Origin of the sequence: Streptomyces sp. NBC_00433 (assembly GCA_036015235.1) — a bacterium.
In the GTDB taxonomy this organism is placed as follows: Bacteria; Actinomycetota; Actinomycetes; order Streptomycetales; family Streptomycetaceae; genus Actinacidiphila.
Genome location: CP107926.1, coordinates 3,542,069 through 3,560,089, shown reverse-complemented (window position 1 = coordinate 3,560,089; position 18,021 = coordinate 3,542,069). Strand labels below are relative to the sequence as shown.

Below are 18,021 nucleotides of genomic sequence, written 5' to 3'. Positions count from 1 at the left end.
ATGGATACGGCCTGACCTGCGGAGAAGCGGGTCAGGCCGTTGTGCTGTCCGCACGAGTCCGCAGGCTCACACCTTGTGCACTTCCACGGTGGGGCCGCACAGGAGCGTCAGGTCCTCGGGGTCGGAGGTGAGAACGGTGCAAGGACGGGCGACGATGCGGGCGATGACAGCGAAAGCGGCGTCGATCGCGTACTTGTGACCGTGAAGGTTGTGGGTGCGTAGGAGCGCCGCGGCCTGAACGGTGACTTCCTTGGTGATGTCGTGAACGTCGACCCTGGACAGGACCCAGGTGATGCGAGCAGGGTGAACCCGGTCGTAGTCGGCCTCAAGGATGGTCATGGCACTGGTGGCCACGCGGATTTCCTCTTCCGACGCCGCTTGGACCAGGGCCACGACGGTGCGGTCCTTCCGGTACAGCTTGGAGAGGCCTTCGCTGTCGAGCAGGAGGGTGCCGGGCATCAGGCAGCGGCCCCGCCGGCCTGCCGGGGGTCATGGCGCAGCAGCGCGCGGGCGGTCTCGATCTCCTCACGGGTGAGCTCGTCGTTGTCGGTCTCGAAATCGGCGACGATCTCCCGGAGCTTGTCCATAGCGACCCGCTGTTCGAGGGCTTCCGCGACATAGGCGGAGAAGCCACCAGGCCCGACGTGGGTACGTGCCGCCTCGGCGAGATCCTCGGGGAGGCTGATCGAATACTTTTTACTACTACTCATGGTGTCAATCCTACCACTGGTAGCAATCTGCATCCGCGCCCTGGTGTCCTCCTCCCGCCCTCCACGCACCGCGTGCTCACTTCGTATGGTCATGGGACAGCGAGGTCGGAATTGCTCCGGCCCCGAGGTGGCCCCAAGACCGTCCGCCCAGTCCGCAGACAGTCCGCCGGACGTCCGTAAACGCCCGTCGGAGGCCAACGCGAGTAAACAGGGAAAGCGCTGCTCAGAGCCATGATCGGCGCTCCGCCGCAGGTCAGGTCCGGCCGGGATACGTTCCGCTTCAACGTGTGAGATCGGTCTGCGCATGGCCCAGGGTCCGATCGCGGATTGCCGCCGCGGCGGACCGCGACGTTTCCCGGTGCGGACGCAGGCGGTCGCTTGAGCCCAACCGCACGATCCCGTCGTCACACGGCGCGGGCGCCGCATGTTGCTGACATGGATGTTACTGACATTTCTGTTAGTGGTGCGCCGTAGCGCGGAGGTCTGTCCATGTCGACATCGTCGGGGCGGACCACGCCCCCATCGCCAAGGAGCTGTTCTTCGTAGGCTCCATCAAGTGGTTGGAGCAGTCGCCCTTCGACCGGCACGACCTGGCGGCTCTCCATCGGCACCGGGCCGCCCTCACCGACGAACCTGTCGCGGTCGTGGCGGTCGCGCGCGGCGGAGTCGACTGTCCGGGGCTCGATGCCGCCTACAGCCCCGGCGATTTGCTGACCGCTTGGCCGCTGTGGGCGGCGGATCGCAGGCGGGGCAACGGAGTCGGTGAGCGCGATCGGGCCGCGTTACCGGCCTTCCACGGTCGGTGGGAACTGGAGTGCCCCGGGTGATGTCTAGGCCCGTGTGGGGCGGACGGCACGAGCACAGGGGCGGGGCAGAATCGTGAAGCGAGCGAGCAGGATCATCAGTGTGGCTGCGCTGGTGGCAGCGATAGCGGCGGGTGTGGGCGGCTGCGGTGGCAACTCACCCTCGGCGGCCCACCCTGCAGCGACGAAGGCGAGCACCGGCCCCGCGCCGACGCCTTCGCAGCAGACGAAGTCACCGACGCCTCAGCGGCCGAAGATGCTGCTCGACACCATCGAACCGCAGAGCGGTACGACCGTGGGGGTGGCGATGCCCATCTCCGTCACCTTCACCAAGGCGGTGGCCGTCTCGGCCCGCGCGGACATCGAGAAGCACCTGAAACTGACCACCTCGACCCCGGTGACCGGCGCTTGGCACTGGTTCAGCTCCCAGCGGGTGGACTTCCGCCCCAAGGCGTACTGGCCCACCGGGACGAAGGTCTCCCTCGACGCGCAATTCACCGGGGTGGGCGACGGGAACGGGCGCTACGGAGTCCGCTCCTACGTGCACTCCTTCACCGTCGGCTCGGACGACGAGGTGCACATCTACGCGGACCAGCACCTGATGAAGGTGTATCACGACGGCGCGGTGACCAAGACTTTCCCGATAGACGCCGGCAGCGCGAAGTACCCCTCGTGGACCGGGACGATGGCGGTCATGGGCAAGGCCCGTAAGGTGCTCATGGACTCATGCAGCGTCCACATAGCCTGCGACAAGAGCGATCCGGATTATTACCACGACTACTACCCGTTCGCCGTGGAACTGACGACCTCCGGAACGTACGTGCACTACTCCGACGGCGACCCGCAGCCCGGCCACAGCGCCGGCTCGCACGGCTGCGTCCACCTGTCGATGGCCAACGCGCAATGGTTCTACGCCTTCGCCCGCCAAGGAGACCCCGTCACCATCACCGGCTCCGCCAGCCCCCCCGCCCCGGCGGACAACGGCTACGCCGACTACGACGTGACCAACTGGAACACCTGGATCTCCCCCAAGGCCAGCGCCCTCGGCCAGCTCACCACCCCGACCACCATCTGAGGGCCCGTCCGCCCGGACCCAGCCACCAGCTGGCTGCCCGCCTGCGGAGGGGTCAGAGGAGGGTGTTGTACGTGTTCATGCCGCCGCCGCTGAGGGCGCGGTTGGCGTAGGGGGCTACGGGGTTGCCTGTGCCGCGGTAGTACCAGAACTTGCCGGCGGCGTCGCGGGTGACGAGGTCTTGGTGGTTCTTGCCGGTCATGTCGCCGATGCCGACGATGCTGGTGTAGCCCTGCCAACCGCCGCCGATGCGGATGCGGTTGGCGTACGGTGCGGCGGGGTTGCCGGTGCCGGGGTAGTACCAGAGCACTCCGGCGGTGTCGCGTGCCAGGAGGTCGGGGTGGCCGTCACCGGTGATGTCGCCGGCGGCGATGAGTTGGTTGTAGCCCTGCCAGCCGGCGCAGATGCGGGTGCGGGTGGCGAACGGGGCGGCGGCTCTTCCGGTGCCGCGGTAGAGCCACAGCACTCCGGCGGCGTCGCGGGCCACCAGGTCGGGGTGGCCGTCCCCGGTGACGTCCGCTGTCCCGACGATCTGGTTGTAGATGTTCCAGCCGCCGCCGATACGGGTGCGGACGTCGAACGGTATGTACTTGTAGCCGGTGCCGGAGTGGTACCAGAGCACGCCGGAGCTGTCGCGGGCGACGAGGTCGCCGTGGTTGGTGGCCTTGAGCGGGCCCAGCGCGGTGATCGTGTTGTAGACGCCCCAGCCGCCGCCGACGCGGGTGCGCGGATCGAAGGTGCCGGGTCGGGAGGCCGCGGTGGTTGCCTGGTGCTGCCACAGGACGCCCGAGCGGTCGCGGCCGTACAGCGCCGTGCGGTGTGCGGCGGGCACGACGTCGGCGGTGAAGTGCAGAGTCTCGTGCGACCGGGCGTACGGGGTGCCGTCGTCGGCCAGGGTCTCGAAGACGCCGGTGACCGTGCCGGCGGGCAGGCCCCAGTCGACGGCGACGCGCAGGGAGTCCACGGGCTGTGTCGGCTCGGGGCGCCAGTGGGAGGTGGGGAAGTCCAGGATGAGCGAGCCGTCGGCGGTGGTCATCCAGTGCTTGGTGGTGTAAACGCCGGTGTTGGGGGAGTAGTCGACGTGCAGTGCCGCAGCCAGCTGTGCGGGGGTGTAGCCGGCGGCGCTGATCTGGTCGCCGGGGATGGTCCAGCGGGTGTGGGTGGCGGGCGGCGGGGTGCGCATGGACATCTGGGTGTTGATGCCGGCATCGACGACCAGGCCGCCGGTGGGGATGTTGACCTCGCCGTCGTAGTCGGGCGATCCTCCCGTGTCGGGGACGTACCACGTTGTTCCCAGCAGCGGCATGCCGATCTTGATCATTCCGTCGCCGCCTCCTGATCTGCCGATGATCGAGCCGTTCGCCCCGTCGAAGACATAGCCGGTGACCCGGACCGTCCAGGGCGCTGGGAAACCGGCAGCGACGTGCAGGTGGATGGTCCCCGCGGACAGAGGTGCCCCAGGGATGCCGTTGCCGTCGCTGTCGGCCATGCCGATCGTGAGGAACCACCCGGACAGACCCGGCACCTGGGTCACCGGCAGCACTGCCCCGGAGTCGTCGGTGAACGTCAGCGCGCTGGTGTCGGTCGCGCCGCTCACGTCGAGCCGGATGTACGCGTCGGTTGTGGTCGGCGCGCTCAGCGTGACGTCGAGGTCGCCGGCCGGCCCGTACTCGTCGACCTGGGTGTAGCCGACCGAGATGATCTGGGGAGGAGCGCTCCCGGTCGCGCCCGCCGTCTGGACGGACGCCAGGCCGGCAGCGAGGGCGACCGCCGTGGCGATCGCGGTACGGCGAAGTCTTGTGTACGGCAAGGGAGTTCCCGGGTGGTGAGGCGTGGAACGGGGGTGGGATCGCGGTCGCCGTGACAAGGCGTGGTCGAGCAGCACGGGCCCCCTGCTTGCAAGCCGTCTGTCCGGGCGGAGAAGACGTAAGTGGAAGGCGGGTCGGCGACTTGTGAATGTTCTCTGAATTGCGGTCAATATATAGTAAAGAGCAGGGCAAGAGATCATCTGCCGTGAGCAAAGGTCCCGGGATCGCGACGGGCCGTGTGCCGTCGCGCGGGGCCTCGTCGGGCGGGCGGCGCGGGTGGGCCGCATGGGTGACGTGGGCCGCGGAAGGGGGGTCAAGACCGCGAGCCGGTGCGCCATTCGTGGGGTTTGGTGCTTTCGTCTGGGCGGTGGAACGCGGCGGCCCGGGGCCGTCACAGGCAGCAGCCAGTCGGCACACGCCTCTTCTCCGGTGAACAAGCCACTTTTGTGGAGAGAAGCTCCCCGGAACAGCGGTGAATGGCCTGCGAGGTTCGAGGAGGGATCGCGGTGGCAGGAAAAGCCGAGGAAAGCCGGGCGGCGCAAGGCGTACAGCTTCTCCGGGGGCAGAAGGCCCTGGTGACCGGGGCCAACTCCGGTATCGGGAAGGCGACCGCCATCGCCCTGGGCCGGGCCGGGGCCGACGTCGTGGTCAACTACGTGGCCGGCGCCGACGAGGCGCGGAAGGTCGTGGAGGAGATCACGGGCTTCGGGGTCCGCTCCTACGCCCACGAGGCCGACGTGTCGGACGAGGACCAGGTCGTGGCGATGGTCGCCCGTGTCGTCCAGGAATTCGGCACCGTCGACATCATGGTGGCCAACGCGGGCCTGCAACGGGACGCCGCACTCACCGACATGTCCCTCGCCCAGTGGCAGAAGGTCATCGACGTGAACCTCACGGGGCAGTTCCTGTGCGCGCGCGAGGCCGCCAAGGAGTTCATGCGCCGCGGTGTCGTCCCCGAGGTGTCACGGTCCGCCGGGAAGATCGTCTGCATGAGCTCGGTCCACCAGATCATCCCCTGGGCCGGCCACGTCAACTACGCCTCCTCCAAGGGCGGTGTGGGCATGCTGATGCAGACCCTGGCGCAGGAGCTGGCCCCGCACCGCATCCGGGTCAACGCGGTGGCCCCCGGCGCCATCCGCACCCCCATCAACAGGGACGCCTGGGAGACCCCGGAGGCCGAGGCGGACCTCCTCAAGCTGATCCCCTACCGCCGGGTGGGGGACCCCGAGGACATCGCGGGCGCCGTCGTCGCGATGGCCTCCGACCTGCTCGACTACGTCGTCGGCACCACGCTCTACGTCGACGGCGGGATGACGCTCTTCCCCGGCTTCGCCACCGGAGGCTGAGCGCGGGTGGAGGACCACGTCACACCCCGCCGGGTGGTGATCGTCGGCGGGGGCTTCGCCGGGCTGTTCGCCGCCCGGGCTTTGCGCCGCTCGCCGGTGGCGGTCACGGTGGTCGACCGCCGGGCCCACCACCTCTTCCAGCCGCTGCTCTACCAGTGCGCCACCGGCATCCTGTCCGAGGGCCAGATCGCCCAGCCGCTGCGGGCGGTCCTGCGCCGCCACCACAATGTGCGCTGCCTGCTCGCCGAGGCCACCGACGTGGACGCCGGCGCCCGGGTCGTCCACGCCCGGCGGCCCGGGGGCGCGGAGATCGTGCTGCCCTACGACGATCTGATCCTCGCGGTCGGCATGCGCCAGTCCTACTTCGGGCACGACGAATTCGCCGAGCACGCCCCGGGGATGAAGACCCTGAAGGACGCGCTGGACATCCGCCGCCGCCTCTACCGGGCCTTCGAGATGGCCGAGACCGCAGCGGACGACGACGAGCGGCGGAAGTGGCTCACCTTCGCGATGGTCGGCGGCGGACCGACCGGCGTCGAACTGGCCGGGCAGATCCGCGAGATCGCGGGCCACACGCTCGACCGGGAATTCCACACCATCGACCCCGCCACGACCCGGGTGCTGCTCTTCGAGGGGTCCGACGAGGTGCTCGGCTCCTTCGGCCCCACCCTCGCCGGGCACGCGGCCAGGAGCCTGCGCAATCTCGGCGTGGAGATCCACCTGGGCACCAGGGTCACCGGCGTGGACGCCGACGGCCTGACCGTACGGGACCGGTCGGGTGCCACCACCCGCTTCGACGCGCGCACCGTGCTGTGGACGGCGGGCGTCGAAGCGCCGCCCATCGCGGGCGCGTTGGCGCGGGCGACCGGCGCCGCCCAGGACCGGGCAGGGCGCATCGCGGTCGAGCCCGACCTGACGCTGGCCGGCCATCCGGAGATCCGGGTGGTGGGCGACGTGATGGGCCTCGATCGCCTGCCGGGGCTGGCGGAGGTCGCGATGCAGTCGGGGGCGTACGCGGGCCGGGCCGTGCGGCACACCGTGGAGGGCAGGACGAAGCCCCGCAAGCCCTTCCGCTACCTCGACTTCGGCAGCGCCGCCTACATCTGCCGCGGGCGGGCCGTCGTCAAAGCGGGACCGGTGCATCTGTCCGGCGCACTGGGCTGGTTGACCTGGCTCTTCATCCACGTCGCCTTCCTGACGGGATTCCGCAGCAGGTTGGGCGCGGTCGTCAGCTGGTCCGTCTCCTTCGCGTCCGGCGCGCGGCGCGAACGCGCCTTCACGGAGCCGGACTTCCCCACGCCGAACGAATCCGGCACGGCCGCGCCCTTCCCCTGAACGGCGCCTCGGCCCGGCACACCCCCGCACCTCAAGCCACCGCCACCGACGAGGCACCCATGCTCAGCACCGCAGCCCATCTGGCGGGCAGCGCCCCGCCCCAACTCCTCCCGGCCCGCGAACTGATGGCCTTCACCCTGGCCACGCACATCCTGCTGGTGCCCTTCGGAGTCGCCTTTCCGTTCGTCACCTTGCTGATGCACTACCGGGGGCTGCGCGGGAAGGACCCGGTGGCCCTGCAGCTCGCGCGGCGCTGGTCGGCGGTGATGGCCGTCCAGTTCGCCATCGGCGTCGTCACCGGCACCGTGCTGTCCTTCGAGTTCGGGCTGCTGTGGCCGGGGATGATGGGGCGCTGGGGCGACGTCTTCGGCATCGGATTCGGCGTCGAGGCATGGGCGTTCTTCCTCGAAGCCGTCCTGATCGCGATCTATCTCTACGGATGGCGCCGCCTCAAGCCGTGGACGCACTTCTGGCTGGCGGTGCCGCTGCCGCTCGCCGCGCTGATGGGCGCGTTCGGCATCATCGCGGCCAACTCCTGGATGAACAGCCCGCGCGGCTTCACCCTCGGTGCCCAGGGCAGGCCCGTGGACGTCGACGTGCGGAAGGCGGTCTTCACCCCGATCTTCGGCCCGGAATACTGGCACTTCACCGTCGCGATGTTCATGACCGCCGGATACGTGGTCGCCGGCGTGTACGCGGTCGGCTGGCTGCGCGGGCGCCGCGACCGCTACCACAAGCTCGGCTTCACCGTGCCTTTCACCGTCGGCGCGGTCCTCACCCCCGTGCAGTTCTTCCTCGGTGACAACGCCGCCCGGTCGGTCTTCCACGACCAGCCGATCAAGTTCGCCGCCACGGAGCTCGTCTGGAAGACCGACACGCACGTGCCTGAGTACGTCTTCGGCCGGCTGAATTCCGACGGCACCGTCTCCGGGGGCCTCAGGATCCCCCAACTGGACTCGATCCTGGCCGGGTTCAAGCCGAGCACGAAGGTCACGGGCCTCTCCTCGGTCCCGGCGGCCGACCGTCCCACGCCGACCCAGGCGACCATCGTCCACTTCGCCTTCGACGTCATGGCCACCATCGGCAGCGTGCTCATCCTGCTCGCCCTGTGGTACGCGTGGCTCTGGTGGCGGCACCGCGACCTGCCCCTCAACCGCTGGTTCTTCCGCTGCGCCGCCGTCGCCGGAGCCGCGTGCCTGGTCACCGTGGAGTGCGGGTGGGTCACCACCGAGGTCGGCCGCCAGCCGTGGATCGTCTACGACACCATGCGGGTGTCGCAGGCCGTCACCCGTACCGGGGCCGCGGGGATCTGGAGCATGCTCGGCGTCGTCATGGCCGTCTACGTCGCCGTCTTCTGGTCGTTCCTGGCGGTGGTGCTCAAGATGCGCACCCGGTGGCGGGTCGCGGACGAGGCCGAGGCCGGCGGGCGCCCCGCCGCGGACCCCGAGGCCGACACCCCGTACGGGCCCAGGGACGGGTCCGACCCCGTGCCGGCCGGTGCCGTGACCGGTGGCAGGCCGGAGCGGCCCGGCGGGGGTCCGTCGTGATGGCCGACCTGATCGCCTGGGTGATGGTGCTCGCCATCGCCGCCTACGCCTCGGGCGGGGGCACCGACTACGGCGCCGGGTTCTGGGACCTGCTGGCCGGGGGCGCGGAGCGCGGCGAGCGGCCGCGCCGGCTGATCGACCACGCCATGGCACCGGTCTGGGAGGTCAACAACGTCTGGCTGATCTTCGTCCTGGTCATCATGTGGACCGGCTTCCCCGCCATGTTCCAGGCCGTCTTCACCGCGCTGTGGCTGCCGCTGGTCCTCGCGGCCGTCGGCACGGTCCTGCGGGGCGCGGGATTCGCGCTGCGCAAGCCGAGCCGCAGGCTGGCCCAACGACGCGTCTACGGCGCGGTCTTCGCGGTCGCCTCGCTCGTCACGCCGTATTTCCTCGGTGCGGTGCTCGGCGGCGTCGCCTCGGGCCGGGTGGCCGTGGGCACCGCCTCCGCCGCGCACGTGTGGGCCAACCCGACGTCGGTCCTCGCCGGTCTGCTGGCCATCGCCGCCAGCGCCTTCCTGGGCGCGGTCTTCCTCTGCTCCGACGCCCGGCGCTTCGACGAGGCCGGGCTCGTCGACTACTTCCGGCTGCGGGCGCTGCTCGCCTTCTGCGCGGTCGTGGTCCTCGCGCTCGTCGCGCTGCCCGTCACCCACCACGACGCCCCCCACGTATGGCACGGCCTGACCAGGGGACTCGGCCTGCTGGTGATGCTCCTGTCCGCGGTCTGCGGCACGGCGACGGCGCTGCTGGTGCTCTTCCGACACCACCGCTGGTCCCGCCACGCCTCGGTGGCGACCGTGTCCCTGGCGCTTGTGGCGTGGGGCTTCGCGCAGCGGCCCTACCTGCTGCCGACGACACTGACGGTGTCGCAGGGGGCGGGGGCGCCGCACAGCCTGCGCTGGCTGGCGCTGGTCGCCCTCATCGCGGTCGTGCTGATCGGCCCCGCGCTGGTGATCCTCTTCCGGCTCGACACGAAGGGGCGGCTGGAGCCGCTCACCGACGCCGACACCCGGGCGGCGGGCCTGCCGGGGGACGACGTGTGAGCCGGCCGCCCGCGGGCCGCCCCCGTCAGCCCAGGCGCGCGACGAGGTGGTCGCCGACCCGCAGGGCGTTGGCCATGGCCGTCAGCGACGGATTCACCGCGCCGATGCTCGGGAAGAACGACGTGTCCACGACGTAGAGGTTGTCGAGGTCGTGGGCCTTGCAGTCGACGTCCAGGGCGGAGGAGGCCGGGTCCGTGCCGAACCGGACCGTGCCGGCCTGGTGGGCGGTGGCCCCGATGGGCATCCCCTTGTGCAGGTAGATGCTGTGCGAGAGCAGATGGTGCTCGTGCATCCCCAGCGGCCCGAGCATCTTCTGCAGTTTGTGCCGGAGCCGGGTGAGGCCCGCGATGTTGTTCTTCTCGTCCAGGGCCAGATGGACGGCTCCCCGCCCGTCGAGGGTGACCCGGCTCTCGGGCAGCGGCAGGTCCTCCCCGCACAGCCAGAAGTCCACGGAGTGGTGCGCGAGCACCTCGAAGGGCATGTCGGGCGCGACTTTCCCCGCCCAGCGCGGCGCGTCCCCGTGGATCTGGTCGGCGTCGGACTTGCCGAGCATCTGGATGCCGCCGAGCGGGAAGTCCCAGTCGTCCGCGCCCAGATACCAGTCGTTGAGGGCCAGGGTCTTCTGGAAGGTGGTCGGGTTCGGCTCCTTGGAGACGGCGATCAGGGCCAGGTTGTTGTGCCGCATGTAGTGGCGCCCCACCATGTCCGAGCTGTTGGCCAGGCCGCCCGGGTGCCGGTCGTTCGCCGAACGCAGCAACAGGGCGGCGGAGTTGACCGCGCCGCAGGCGACGACCACGATGTCCGCGCCGAAGGTCTCCGTCGACCCGTCGGCGAGTTCGGTGACCACGCCGGTGACGGTGCGGCCGGACTCGTCGGTCTCCAGCCGCCGTACGTGGGCGTGCGTGATCATCGTGACGTTGTCGTGCTCCAGCGCCGGGTCGACGCAGATCACCTGGGCGTCGGACTTGGCGCCCAGCAGGCACGGGAAGCCGTCGACCCGGTCGCAGCGGATGCAGGCGCTGGCATGGGTGGCCCGGCCCCGGTCGTCCTGGGTGAGGTCCACCCCGATCGGCAGGTGGAAGGGATGCAGCCCGTGCTTCTCCAGATCGTCGCTGAGCTGCTGGATGCGCGGCTCGTGCTCCACCGGCGGACGGGGGTACTGTCCGCTGGCGGAGCCCTCCGTGGGGTCCTCCCCGTGCCGCCCGTGCACCAGGTAGAGCTGCTCGGCCTGCGTGTAGTACGGCTCCAGGTCCTCGTAGCGGATCGGCCAGGCCGGGGAGATCCCGTCGTGGTGGCGCAGCTCCCCGAAGTCCTCCGGGCGCAGCCGGAAGAGCGCGGCACCGTAGAACTTGGTATTGCCGCCGACGTAGTAGTTGATCTCCGGGGTGAACGGGCCGCCGTGCTTGTCGTACCAGGTCTCCGGTGCGACGTATTTGCCCTGGACGAAGACCGCGGTGGAGTCCCAGTTGTCCCGCTCCCTGGGCAGGTAGCCGCCGCGCTCCAGGATCAGGACGCGCTTGCCGCTGGGGGCCAGCCGGTGGGCGAGGGTGCCGCCGCCCGCTCCGCTGCCGATGACGATGACGTCGAAGTGCTGGTCGCCGGCCATACGAAGCCCCGTTCTGGGAGTCGCGCGCTGTCCCGGCCGGTGCCGACCGGGTCCCGTTACGGGATGGTTCTGACGGTTATCTGCTGGAAGGTGGCATTGGTCCCCGAGCGGAAGCTATCGCGTCACCGCGGGGGCGGCACGCCGGCGGCGGCGCGGCAGGCCGCCCTTCACCCGATCGCCCGCGGGCCCCGCCCCCCGGCCCTCGCCCGGCCGACCGTCGTCGCTCACAGGACGGCGATGGGATTCACCGGTGAGCCGGTGGCCTCCGGCAGCCGCAGCGGTGCGATCACGCACAGGAACGACCAGCGCCCCTCCGCCTCGCACAGCGGTGCCAGGTCCTCGAACCGGAGGTAGTCCAGCAGGTGGAGGCCCATGGCGTGGATGGCCAGCACGTGCACGGGGAAGTCCACACCGTCGGTCGAGCTGGGCGCGGTGTCGTTGTTGCCGTCGCCGCCCAGCGCGGCGACCCGGCGGTCCGCCAGGAAGTCCAGCGCGGTGGGGTGCAGCCCGGCCCTGGCGCCCGCCACATCCCACGCCCCCAGCTCGGCCCGGCGCCGGCGGTGGCCCACCCGTACGAACAGCAGGTCCCCCTCGGACACCGAGACCTGCTGCGCCTCCTCGGCGGCGCTGAGGTCGGCGGCGGTCACGTGGTCGCCCGGTTCGAGCCAGGGCACACCGCGGAGCCGCGGGATGTCCAGCAGGACACCGCGCCCGACGATCCCGTCGCGGGCCGACTCCACGGTCAGTGCTGTCGCACCGTCCGGGGTGACGGTGCCTGCCGGCACCCCGCCGTGCAGGGTGCCGTCCCAGACCACATGGCACAGGGCGTCCAGGTGGCTGTCGGCGTCGCCGTGCACGTTCATCGCGAAGCGGTCCCTCGCGAAGTGCAGCCCGCTTCCGGCGTCCACCCCGGGCACGGCGATCATCCGGTGCCTGGCGGGCTCGGGATCGTCCGGTCCTGGCCGTGTCTCCACCGGTGCGGCGAGCGTGACCGTCCGCCCGGTCCGCACCTCGCCCGCGGCCGCGGCCACCCGGTCCGGGGTGAGGGCGGCCAGGGCGCCGCGCCCGCCTGCCGCCCAGGAGGCGGCCGACGCCAAGCGCCGGTGGAGCGCGCCGAACTCGGCCGCCGTCAACCGGGGGGCGCCTCGGGCGGCCACGCGTCAGCGCCCCTGCTCCGCGTCGAGGGCGTCGTCGAGGGTGCCGGCGGCCATGATGAGCGCCAGATGGGTGAAGGCCTGCGGGAAGTTGCCCAGTTGCTCACCGCTCGGACTGATCTCCTCGGCGAACAGGCCCACATGGTTGGCGTAGGTCTGCATCTTCTCGAAGGTGTACCGCGCCTGGTCCAGCCGTCCCGCGCGGGCCAGCGCGTCGACGTAGAGGAAGGTGCAGAGGCTGAAGGTGCCTTCCGAGCCGCGCAGCCCGTCCGGCGAGGCGGCCGGGTCGTAGCGGTGGACGAGGCTGTCGGAGACGAGCTTGCGGTCCATGGCGTCGAGCGTCGACAGCCACAGCGGGTCCTTGGAGCCGAGGAAGCCGACCCTCGGCATCAGCAGCAGCGAGGCGTCCAGCACATGGCCGCCGTAGTGCTGGACGAAGGCCTGCTCCTTGTCGCTCCAGCCGCGGGCCATGACCTGCTCGAAGGCGGCGTCGCGCGCCGCACGCCACTTGCCGATGTCGGCCGGCCTGCGGAAGCGCTCGGCCAGGGCCAGGCCGTGGTCGAAAGCCGCCCAGGACATCACCCGGCTGTAGGTGAAGTCCTCGCGGCCGCCGCGGGTCTCCCAGATGCCCTCGTCCGGGCGGTCCCAGTGGTCGGCCAGCCAGTCCAGGGTCCCGGCGAAGCTCTTCCACCCCTCGTAGGTGGCCTGCTGTCCGAGATCCCGGCTCTGGGAGACCGCGTAGACGGCCTCGCCGTAGATGTCGAGCTGGAGCTGGTCGGCGGCGCCGTTGCCGATGCGTACGGGCGCGGAGCCCCGATAGCCCTCGAAGTGGTCCAGGGTCTCCTCGGGCAGGTCGGGATCGCCGTCGACGCGGTACATCGTCCGCAGGGGCTCGTCCCCGTTGCCCTGGCGTTCCCGCAGCCGCGCCACCAGCCAGTGCACGAAAGCGGTGGCCTCGTCGGTGAAGCCCAGGTCGAGCATGGCCCGCACCGAGAGCGAGCCGTCGCGTACCCAGGTGAAGCGGTAGTCCCAGTTGCGCTCCCCGCCCACCTGCTCGGGCAGGCCCATGGTGGCCGCCGCGACCAGGGCGCCGCTCGGGGCGTACGTCAGCAGCTTGAGGGTGATCACCGAGCGGTGCACCAGCTCGGGCCACCGGCCCCGGTAGCGCGACTGGCGCAGCCAGTCCTGCCAGAACCGTCCGACCTCGTCGACCTGCGCGCAGACCCACTCGACCGTGAGGGGCTCGGGCGCGTCGCCGCCCGGCGCGCAGACGGTGAAGACCGCGCCCGCGCTCTGCCCCGCGTCCAGCCGGACGGTGCCGCGTACGTCCCTGCCGTCGCCTTCGAGCGGGAAGGTCGTCCGGAGGAAGGCGTCGGCCCCGGGCGCGTGGAAGCGGGCTTCGTCGTGGCTCATGTCGAGCCGGTGCTCGGCCCGTCCGTAGTCGAAGCGCGGCCGGCACTCCAGGGCGAACTCGACCGTCCCGCGCACCGCCCGGACCAGGCGGACGAGCGTGTGCCGGTCGGTCGGCTCACGGGTCCGGTCAGGGGGCATGAAGTCGACGACCTCGCCCACCCCGTCCGGCGACATGAACCGCGTCACCAGGATCGCCGTGTCCGGGTAGTAGAGCTGCTTGCAGCTGAGGTCGGGATGCTCGGGCGCGATACGGAAGTGCCCGCCGCGGTCGTGGTCGAGCAGCGCGGCGAAAACGGTGGGCGAGTCGAATCGCGGCGCCGCGAACCAGTCGACCACGCCCTGGGACGAGACGAGCGCGGCCGTCTGCAGGTCGCCGACGAGGCCGTGGTCGGCGATCGGCGGATAGCGGTCCATCGGCTTCTCCGGCATCTCCTGGAAGCCCCCACCGCTCCCACTATCCGGCCCGCCGTGCGGCCCCGCCACACGCGGCCCCCGGGCCGCCCGATGCGGTTGTCACTCTCTGTGCCCGCATCGGACCGATCGGGTGAATGCCCGCGGCCGTACGCCCGGTGTGCACGTGTCGGGCTTGACCGCCTCCAGGGCCGGCCGCACGCTCCCGACGAGGAGGTGGACGCGGCAGGAGAACAGCAGCAGCGGATGTCGGCCCATCCGACCGCCGGAAATTCGGAGGGCTCACCGTGACGACGGACCAGGTGCTGATCGGCACGGGCCTGATGGTGGCCCTCTTCCACGCCGTCGACACCGACCCGCAGCACACCGCGGCCGACGCGCTCGCGGGTCTCGCCGCCAGCGCGGTCACCTCAGTGGTGGGAGGAGCGGCCGGCGCCGTCGTGGCCCACTCCGCAGGCCTCCCGCTTCCCGCCCGCAGCGACCTGCTCTTCGTCGTCCGCGAGGGCGACCGGCTGGAACCGGTGACCGAGGGCCGCAGGCCCGAGCCAGGGCCGGGGGACACGCCGGTCCTGCTCGTCCCGGCCGTTGCGGCCGGGGGCGGCCGGGTGTCGCGGGGGAGGGTCGCGTGAGCGCGCCGGGGCATCCGGTCGGGCCCGAGGGCAAGGCGCCGGCGGCCGCGCCGGACCCGGTCGCGCTCGTCCGCAGCCGCGGCTACGCCGTGCTGCTGCTGATCGGCGCATTCCTCGGCGTCCCGATCTCGGTGGCGGCCTTCGGCTTCCTCGCGCTCGTCGACAAGCTCCAGTCGCTGACCTACACCGACCTGCCGAAGGCCCTGGGCTTCCACGGCACGCCGGACTGGTGGCCGGTGCCGCTGCTCGCCGTGGCCGGGCTCCTCGTGGGGCCGCTCGTCCGGTATCTGCCCGGCGGCGGCGGACACGAACCGGCGCACGGGTTCGTGGCGTCGGGCCCGACCCCGGCAGCGCATCTGCCGGGCGTGGCGCTCGCCGCGGTGGCCTCGCTCGGCCTCGGGGCGGTCCTCGGCCCTGAGGCCCCCCTCATCGCGCTGGGCAGCGGGCTGGCGGTGGGCGCGCTGCGGCTGACACGGAAGTCCTTCCCGCAGCAGGCGGTCGGCGTCGTCGGATCCTCCGGGAGCTTCGCCGCGGTCAGCACCCTGCTCGGCTCGCCCCTGCTCGGGGCGTTCCTGCTCATGGAGATGTCGGGCCTGGGGGGCCCGATGCTCGGCGTCGTCCTCGTACCCGGCCTGCTCGCCTCCGGCATCGGCGCGCTCATCTTCACAGGGCTGGGCTCCTGGACCGGCCTGGGCACGTACTCGCTGACCCTGCCGGGCGTCCCCCACGCCGCCGCACCGGACGCCGCCGGCTTCGGCTGGGCCCTGCTGATCGGAGTGGCCGCGGCCCTGCTCGGAGCCGGGATCCGCCGGCTCGCCCTGCGGCTGCTGGAACTGGTCCAGCCGCGACGGCTCCCGGCCACGGTGACCGCCGGCGTCGCCGTCGGCGTGATCGCCCTCCTCTACGCGGAGTGGACCGGCCACGCGGCCTCGGGAGTCCTCTACTCGGGGCAGAGCGCGCTCGGCCCGCTCCTCACCGCGAGCGCGCACTATTCGGTCGGCGCGCTCGTGGCGCTCGTCGCCTGCAAGTCGGCGGCCTACAGCGTGTCGATGTCCGCCTTCCGCGGCGGCCCGGTCTTCCCCGCCATGTTCATCGGCGCCGCCGGCGGCATCGCGATGTCCCACCTGCCCGGACTCGGCGTGACCGCCGCGCTCGCGATGGGGGTGGGCGCGATGTCGGCCGCGATGCTCAAATTCCCCATGGTCTCCCTGCTGCTGGCCACCCTGCTCCTGGGCAAGGAGGGAATCACGGTCATGCCCCTGGTGATCGTCTCGGTCGTGGTCTCCTACGTCCTCACCCTCCGACTCCCCACCCCCCGCCACCCCGCCGCCCCGTCCGCCACCTGACCCCGGGTACGCGGCGCCGGCGGACAGCCCGCGGGACGGCACGGACGCGGGTGTCGGGGCCGACCGGGGAATGCCCCGGGAGGTGGAAGGGGGGAATTGGCCCTGATCGTACGGAAGCCGGCTCGTAACCGACCTTTGTCGGTCTTGTCTCCCGCTTGACCCACCCCGATGATGGTCAGGCGGTGGCGTGACGTGCCGCCGGCTCGTCCCCGGCGAGGGGGCGCGACGTCGCGAAAACGGGTCGAGGAGACTGCACGAGGAGACTGCCATGAATGATGCCGGGGAGACCACCGGGTCACGCGTGAACGGGAATTCGCCGTCGGCCGCGGATTCCGTGGCCGGCTTGATCATGGATCACGGGGGCACCCCGCTGGGGGCGTTGGCGTCGGGGGAACCGGGGGTGCTGGGCCGGCTGGTGCCGTCGTCGCGTTCGGAGGGTCCGGGCTTCAACTCGAGTACCTGACGGGACAGGGATGGGGCGACCGCTCATCACCCCGGCGGCCGGAGGGTTCCGCCAGTTCGTCCTGAAGGTGCACAGCCGGAGTCGCACGGACGCCGGGACAGTCGGCCGTCCCGGCCGGGGCGGACGTCAGCGGGACTGGTCGGCGGCGCGCTCGGCCTGCTTGTCCTTGATGCGGGCCGCCTCCTTGCGGACCTCGGCGTGGGTGGCGCGCTCGCGGCGGAGCCACTCCGGGTCCTCCTGCCTGAGCGCGTCGATCTGCCCGGTGGTGAGTGCCTCGGTGACGCCGCCGCGGGCGAGGCCCGCGATGGACACCCCCAGCCGCGCCGCGACGACCGGGCGGGGGTGCGGGCCTTCGCGGCGCAGGTCCTGGAGCCACTGGGGAGGGTCGGCCTGCAGCGCGTTCAGCTCGCTGCGGGAGACGACACCCTCCTGGAATTCCGCGGGGGTGGCCTGGAGGTACACACCCAGCTTCTTCGCCGCGGTGGCGGGCTTCATCGTCTGGGTGGTCTTCTGCGACGTCATACGGTCAAGGGTAACGAGCGCGTGCGACGCCCCCGACCATCGCCGATAGCCTTGCGGAGTGACAGGCTCGCAAGATTCCCCCGCGTTCCGGCTCGCCTACGTACCGGGTGTGACGCCCGCCAAGTGGGTGCGGATCTGGCACGAGCGCTTCCCCGGCACCCCGCTGGACCTCCTCCCGGTGCCCGCCGCGGAGGCCGCGGACCTGCTGCGCGCCCGCGGCGCGGACGCCGGTTTCGTACGGCTGCCGGTCGATCGGACCGACCTGAGCGCGATCCCGCTCTACACCGAGACCACGGTGGTCGTGGCCCCGAAGGACCACCTGGTGGCGGCCGTGGAGGAGGTGTCCGCGGCGGACCTGGCCGACGAGGTCGTGCTGCACCCGCTGGACGACACCCTCGGCTGGGAGCGCCCGCCCGGCACCCCGGCCCGCGAGCGCCCCGCCACCACGGTCGACGCGATCGAGCTGGTGGCGGCCGGGGTGGGCCTGCTCGCGGTCCCGCAGTCGCTGGCCCGGCTGCACCACCGCAGGGACCTCACCTACCGCCCGCTGACCGACGCCCCGCAGTCGCAGGTCGCGCTGTCCTGGCCGCAGGACGCGACCACCGACCAGGTGGACGACTTCATCGGCATCGTCCGCGGCCGCACCGCCAACAGCACCCGCGGCCGCTCGGCCCAGACCCAGGCCGAACCGCAGCAGAAGCCCAAGCCCAAGCCCAAGCCCAAGCCGAAGTCGCAGACCGGGTCCGCGCCCGCCAAGAGGACGCCGAAGGGCGCCAAGCGCGGAAAGCCGCGCGGCCGCTAGTCCGGTCACTCCGG

General features: G+C 71.6%; 15 protein-coding genes and 1 pseudogene. 9 read left to right on the top strand and 7 right to left on the bottom strand.

Annotated features, from left to right (window positions below; all coding sequences use genetic code 11):
- Positions 1–66: 66 nt before the first annotated feature.
- Both OG900_14665 and OG900_14660 read right to left on the bottom strand, forming a co-directional pair.
- On the bottom strand, positions 67–459 hold the full coding sequence (locus tag OG900_14665) for a DNA-binding protein (protein ID WUH91225.1): 393 nt from the start codon (positions 457–459) through the stop codon (positions 67–69).
- Positions 459–710 carry a hypothetical protein gene (locus OG900_14660; protein WUH91224.1) on the bottom strand — a complete coding sequence of 84 codons (252 nt, stop codon included), beginning with the start codon at positions 708–710 and terminating at the stop codon, positions 459–461. Before OG900_14660 ends, OG900_14665 begins: the two co-directional genes overlap by 1 nt.
- A gap of 491 nt (positions 711–1,201) precedes the next feature.
- Here OG900_14660 and OG900_14655 point away from each other — a divergent pair.
- Both OG900_14655 and OG900_14650 read left to right on the top strand, forming a co-directional pair.
- Positions 1,202–1,438, top strand: a pseudogene (locus tag OG900_14655) (ATP-binding protein).
- A 151-nt stretch (positions 1,439–1,589) separates the two neighbouring features.
- Positions 1,590–2,588 (top strand): L,D-transpeptidase, encoded by a 999-nt coding sequence (locus OG900_14650; GenBank protein WUH91223.1) that lies wholly within the window; start codon positions 1,590–1,592, stop codon positions 2,586–2,588.
- Between the two features lie 52 nt (positions 2,589–2,640).
- Here the strand turns inward: OG900_14650 and OG900_14645 are convergent, their stop codons facing one another.
- Positions 2,641–4,395: a VCBS repeat-containing protein gene (locus OG900_14645; protein ID WUH91222.1), complete on the bottom strand. Its 1,755-nt coding sequence runs from the start codon at positions 4,393–4,395 to the stop codon at positions 2,641–2,643.
- A 504-nt stretch (positions 4,396–4,899) separates the two neighbouring features.
- Between OG900_14645 and OG900_14640 the strand changes: the two genes are divergently transcribed.
- Genes OG900_14640 through OG900_14625 form a run of 4 tightly spaced genes read left to right on the top strand, consistent with a single transcriptional unit; the run spans position 4,900 to position 9,661 of the window.
- Complete coding sequence (locus OG900_14640; protein WUH91221.1) at positions 4,900–5,739, top strand: SDR family oxidoreductase; 840 nt, start codon at positions 4,900–4,902, stop codon at positions 5,737–5,739.
- Positions 5,740–5,745: 6 nt separating this feature from the next.
- Positions 5,746–7,074 (top strand): NAD(P)/FAD-dependent oxidoreductase, encoded by a 1,329-nt coding sequence (locus tag OG900_14635; protein WUH91220.1) that lies wholly within the window; start codon positions 5,746–5,748, stop codon positions 7,072–7,074.
- Positions 7,075–7,133: 59 nt separating this feature from the next.
- On the top strand, positions 7,134–8,621 hold the full coding sequence (locus OG900_14630) for a cytochrome ubiquinol oxidase subunit I (protein WUH91219.1): 1,488 nt from the start codon (positions 7,134–7,136) through the stop codon (positions 8,619–8,621).
- Positions 8,621–9,661, top strand: coding sequence for a cytochrome d ubiquinol oxidase subunit II (locus tag OG900_14625; GenBank protein ID WUH91218.1), 1,041 nt, complete (start codon positions 8,621–8,623; stop codon positions 9,659–9,661). The genes OG900_14630 and OG900_14625 overlap by 1 nt, the downstream gene beginning before the upstream one ends.
- Positions 9,662–9,686: 25 nt before the next feature.
- Here the strand turns inward: OG900_14625 and OG900_14620 are convergent, their stop codons facing one another.
- From OG900_14620 to OG900_14610, 3 genes are all read right to left on the bottom strand, one after another.
- Complete coding sequence (locus OG900_14620; protein WUH91217.1) at positions 9,687–11,267, bottom strand: GMC family oxidoreductase; 1,581 nt, start codon at positions 11,265–11,267, stop codon at positions 9,687–9,689.
- 224 nt (positions 11,268–11,491) lie between these two features.
- Positions 11,492–12,424 carry a cyclase family protein gene (locus OG900_14615; GenBank protein ID WUH91216.1) on the bottom strand — a complete coding sequence of 311 codons (933 nt, stop codon included), beginning with the start codon at positions 12,422–12,424 and terminating at the stop codon, positions 11,492–11,494.
- Positions 12,425–12,427: 3 nt separating this feature from the next.
- Positions 12,428–14,248 carry a glycoside hydrolase family 15 protein gene (locus OG900_14610; GenBank protein ID WUH95759.1) on the bottom strand — a complete coding sequence of 607 codons (1,821 nt, stop codon included), beginning with the start codon at positions 14,246–14,248 and terminating at the stop codon, positions 12,428–12,430.
- Between the two features lie 284 nt (positions 14,249–14,532).
- Between OG900_14610 and OG900_14605 the strand changes: the two genes are divergently transcribed.
- Together OG900_14605 and OG900_14600 are read left to right on the top strand one after the other, a co-directional pair.
- Positions 14,533–14,874: a hypothetical protein gene (locus OG900_14605; protein ID WUH91215.1), complete on the top strand. Its 342-nt coding sequence runs from the start codon at positions 14,533–14,535 to the stop codon at positions 14,872–14,874.
- Positions 14,871–16,220, top strand: coding sequence for a chloride channel protein (locus tag OG900_14600; GenBank protein ID WUH91214.1), 1,350 nt, complete (start codon positions 14,871–14,873; stop codon positions 16,218–16,220). The genes OG900_14605 and OG900_14600 overlap by 4 nt, the downstream gene beginning before the upstream one ends.
- A 589-nt stretch (positions 16,221–16,809) precedes the next feature.
- Here the strand turns inward: OG900_14600 and OG900_14595 are convergent.
- Positions 16,810–17,205 (bottom strand): DUF5997 family protein, encoded by a 396-nt coding sequence (locus tag OG900_14595; protein WUH91213.1) that lies wholly within the window; start codon positions 17,203–17,205, stop codon positions 16,810–16,812.
- A gap of 58 nt (positions 17,206–17,263) precedes the next feature.
- On the opposite strand from OG900_14595, the gene OG900_14590 reads away from it, so the two are divergent.
- Positions 17,264–18,007, top strand: coding sequence for a LysR family substrate-binding domain-containing protein (locus OG900_14590; GenBank protein ID WUH91212.1), 744 nt, complete (start codon positions 17,264–17,266; stop codon positions 18,005–18,007).
- The last annotated feature ends 14 nt before the right edge of the window (positions 18,008–18,021 follow it).

Excerpts from the sequence above, each read along its gene's own strand:
- OG900_14665 (WUH91225.1), bottom strand. The coding sequence starts at position 459 with ATGCCCGGCACCCTCCTGCTCGACAGCGAAGGCCTCTCCAAGCTGTAC.
- OG900_14660 (WUH91224.1), bottom strand. The coding sequence starts at position 710 with ATGAGTAGTAGTAAAAAGTATTCGATCAGCCTCCCCGAGGATCTCGCC.
- OG900_14630 (WUH91219.1), top strand. The coding sequence starts at position 7,134 with ATGCTCAGCACCGCAGCCCATCTGGCGGGCAGCGCCCCGCCCCAACTC.
- OG900_14625 (WUH91218.1), top strand. The coding sequence starts at position 8,621 with ATGGCCGACCTGATCGCCTGGGTGATGGTGCTCGCCATCGCCGCCTAC.
- OG900_14620 (WUH91217.1), bottom strand. The coding sequence starts at position 11,267 with ATGGCCGGCGACCAGCACTTCGACGTCATCGTCATCGGCAGCGGAGCG.
- OG900_14610 (WUH95759.1), bottom strand. The coding sequence starts at position 14,248 with ATGGACCGCTATCCGCCGATCGCCGACCACGGCCTCGTCGGCGACCTG.
- OG900_14595 (WUH91213.1), bottom strand. The coding sequence starts at position 17,205 with ATGACGTCGCAGAAGACCACCCAGACGATGAAGCCCGCCACCGCGGCG.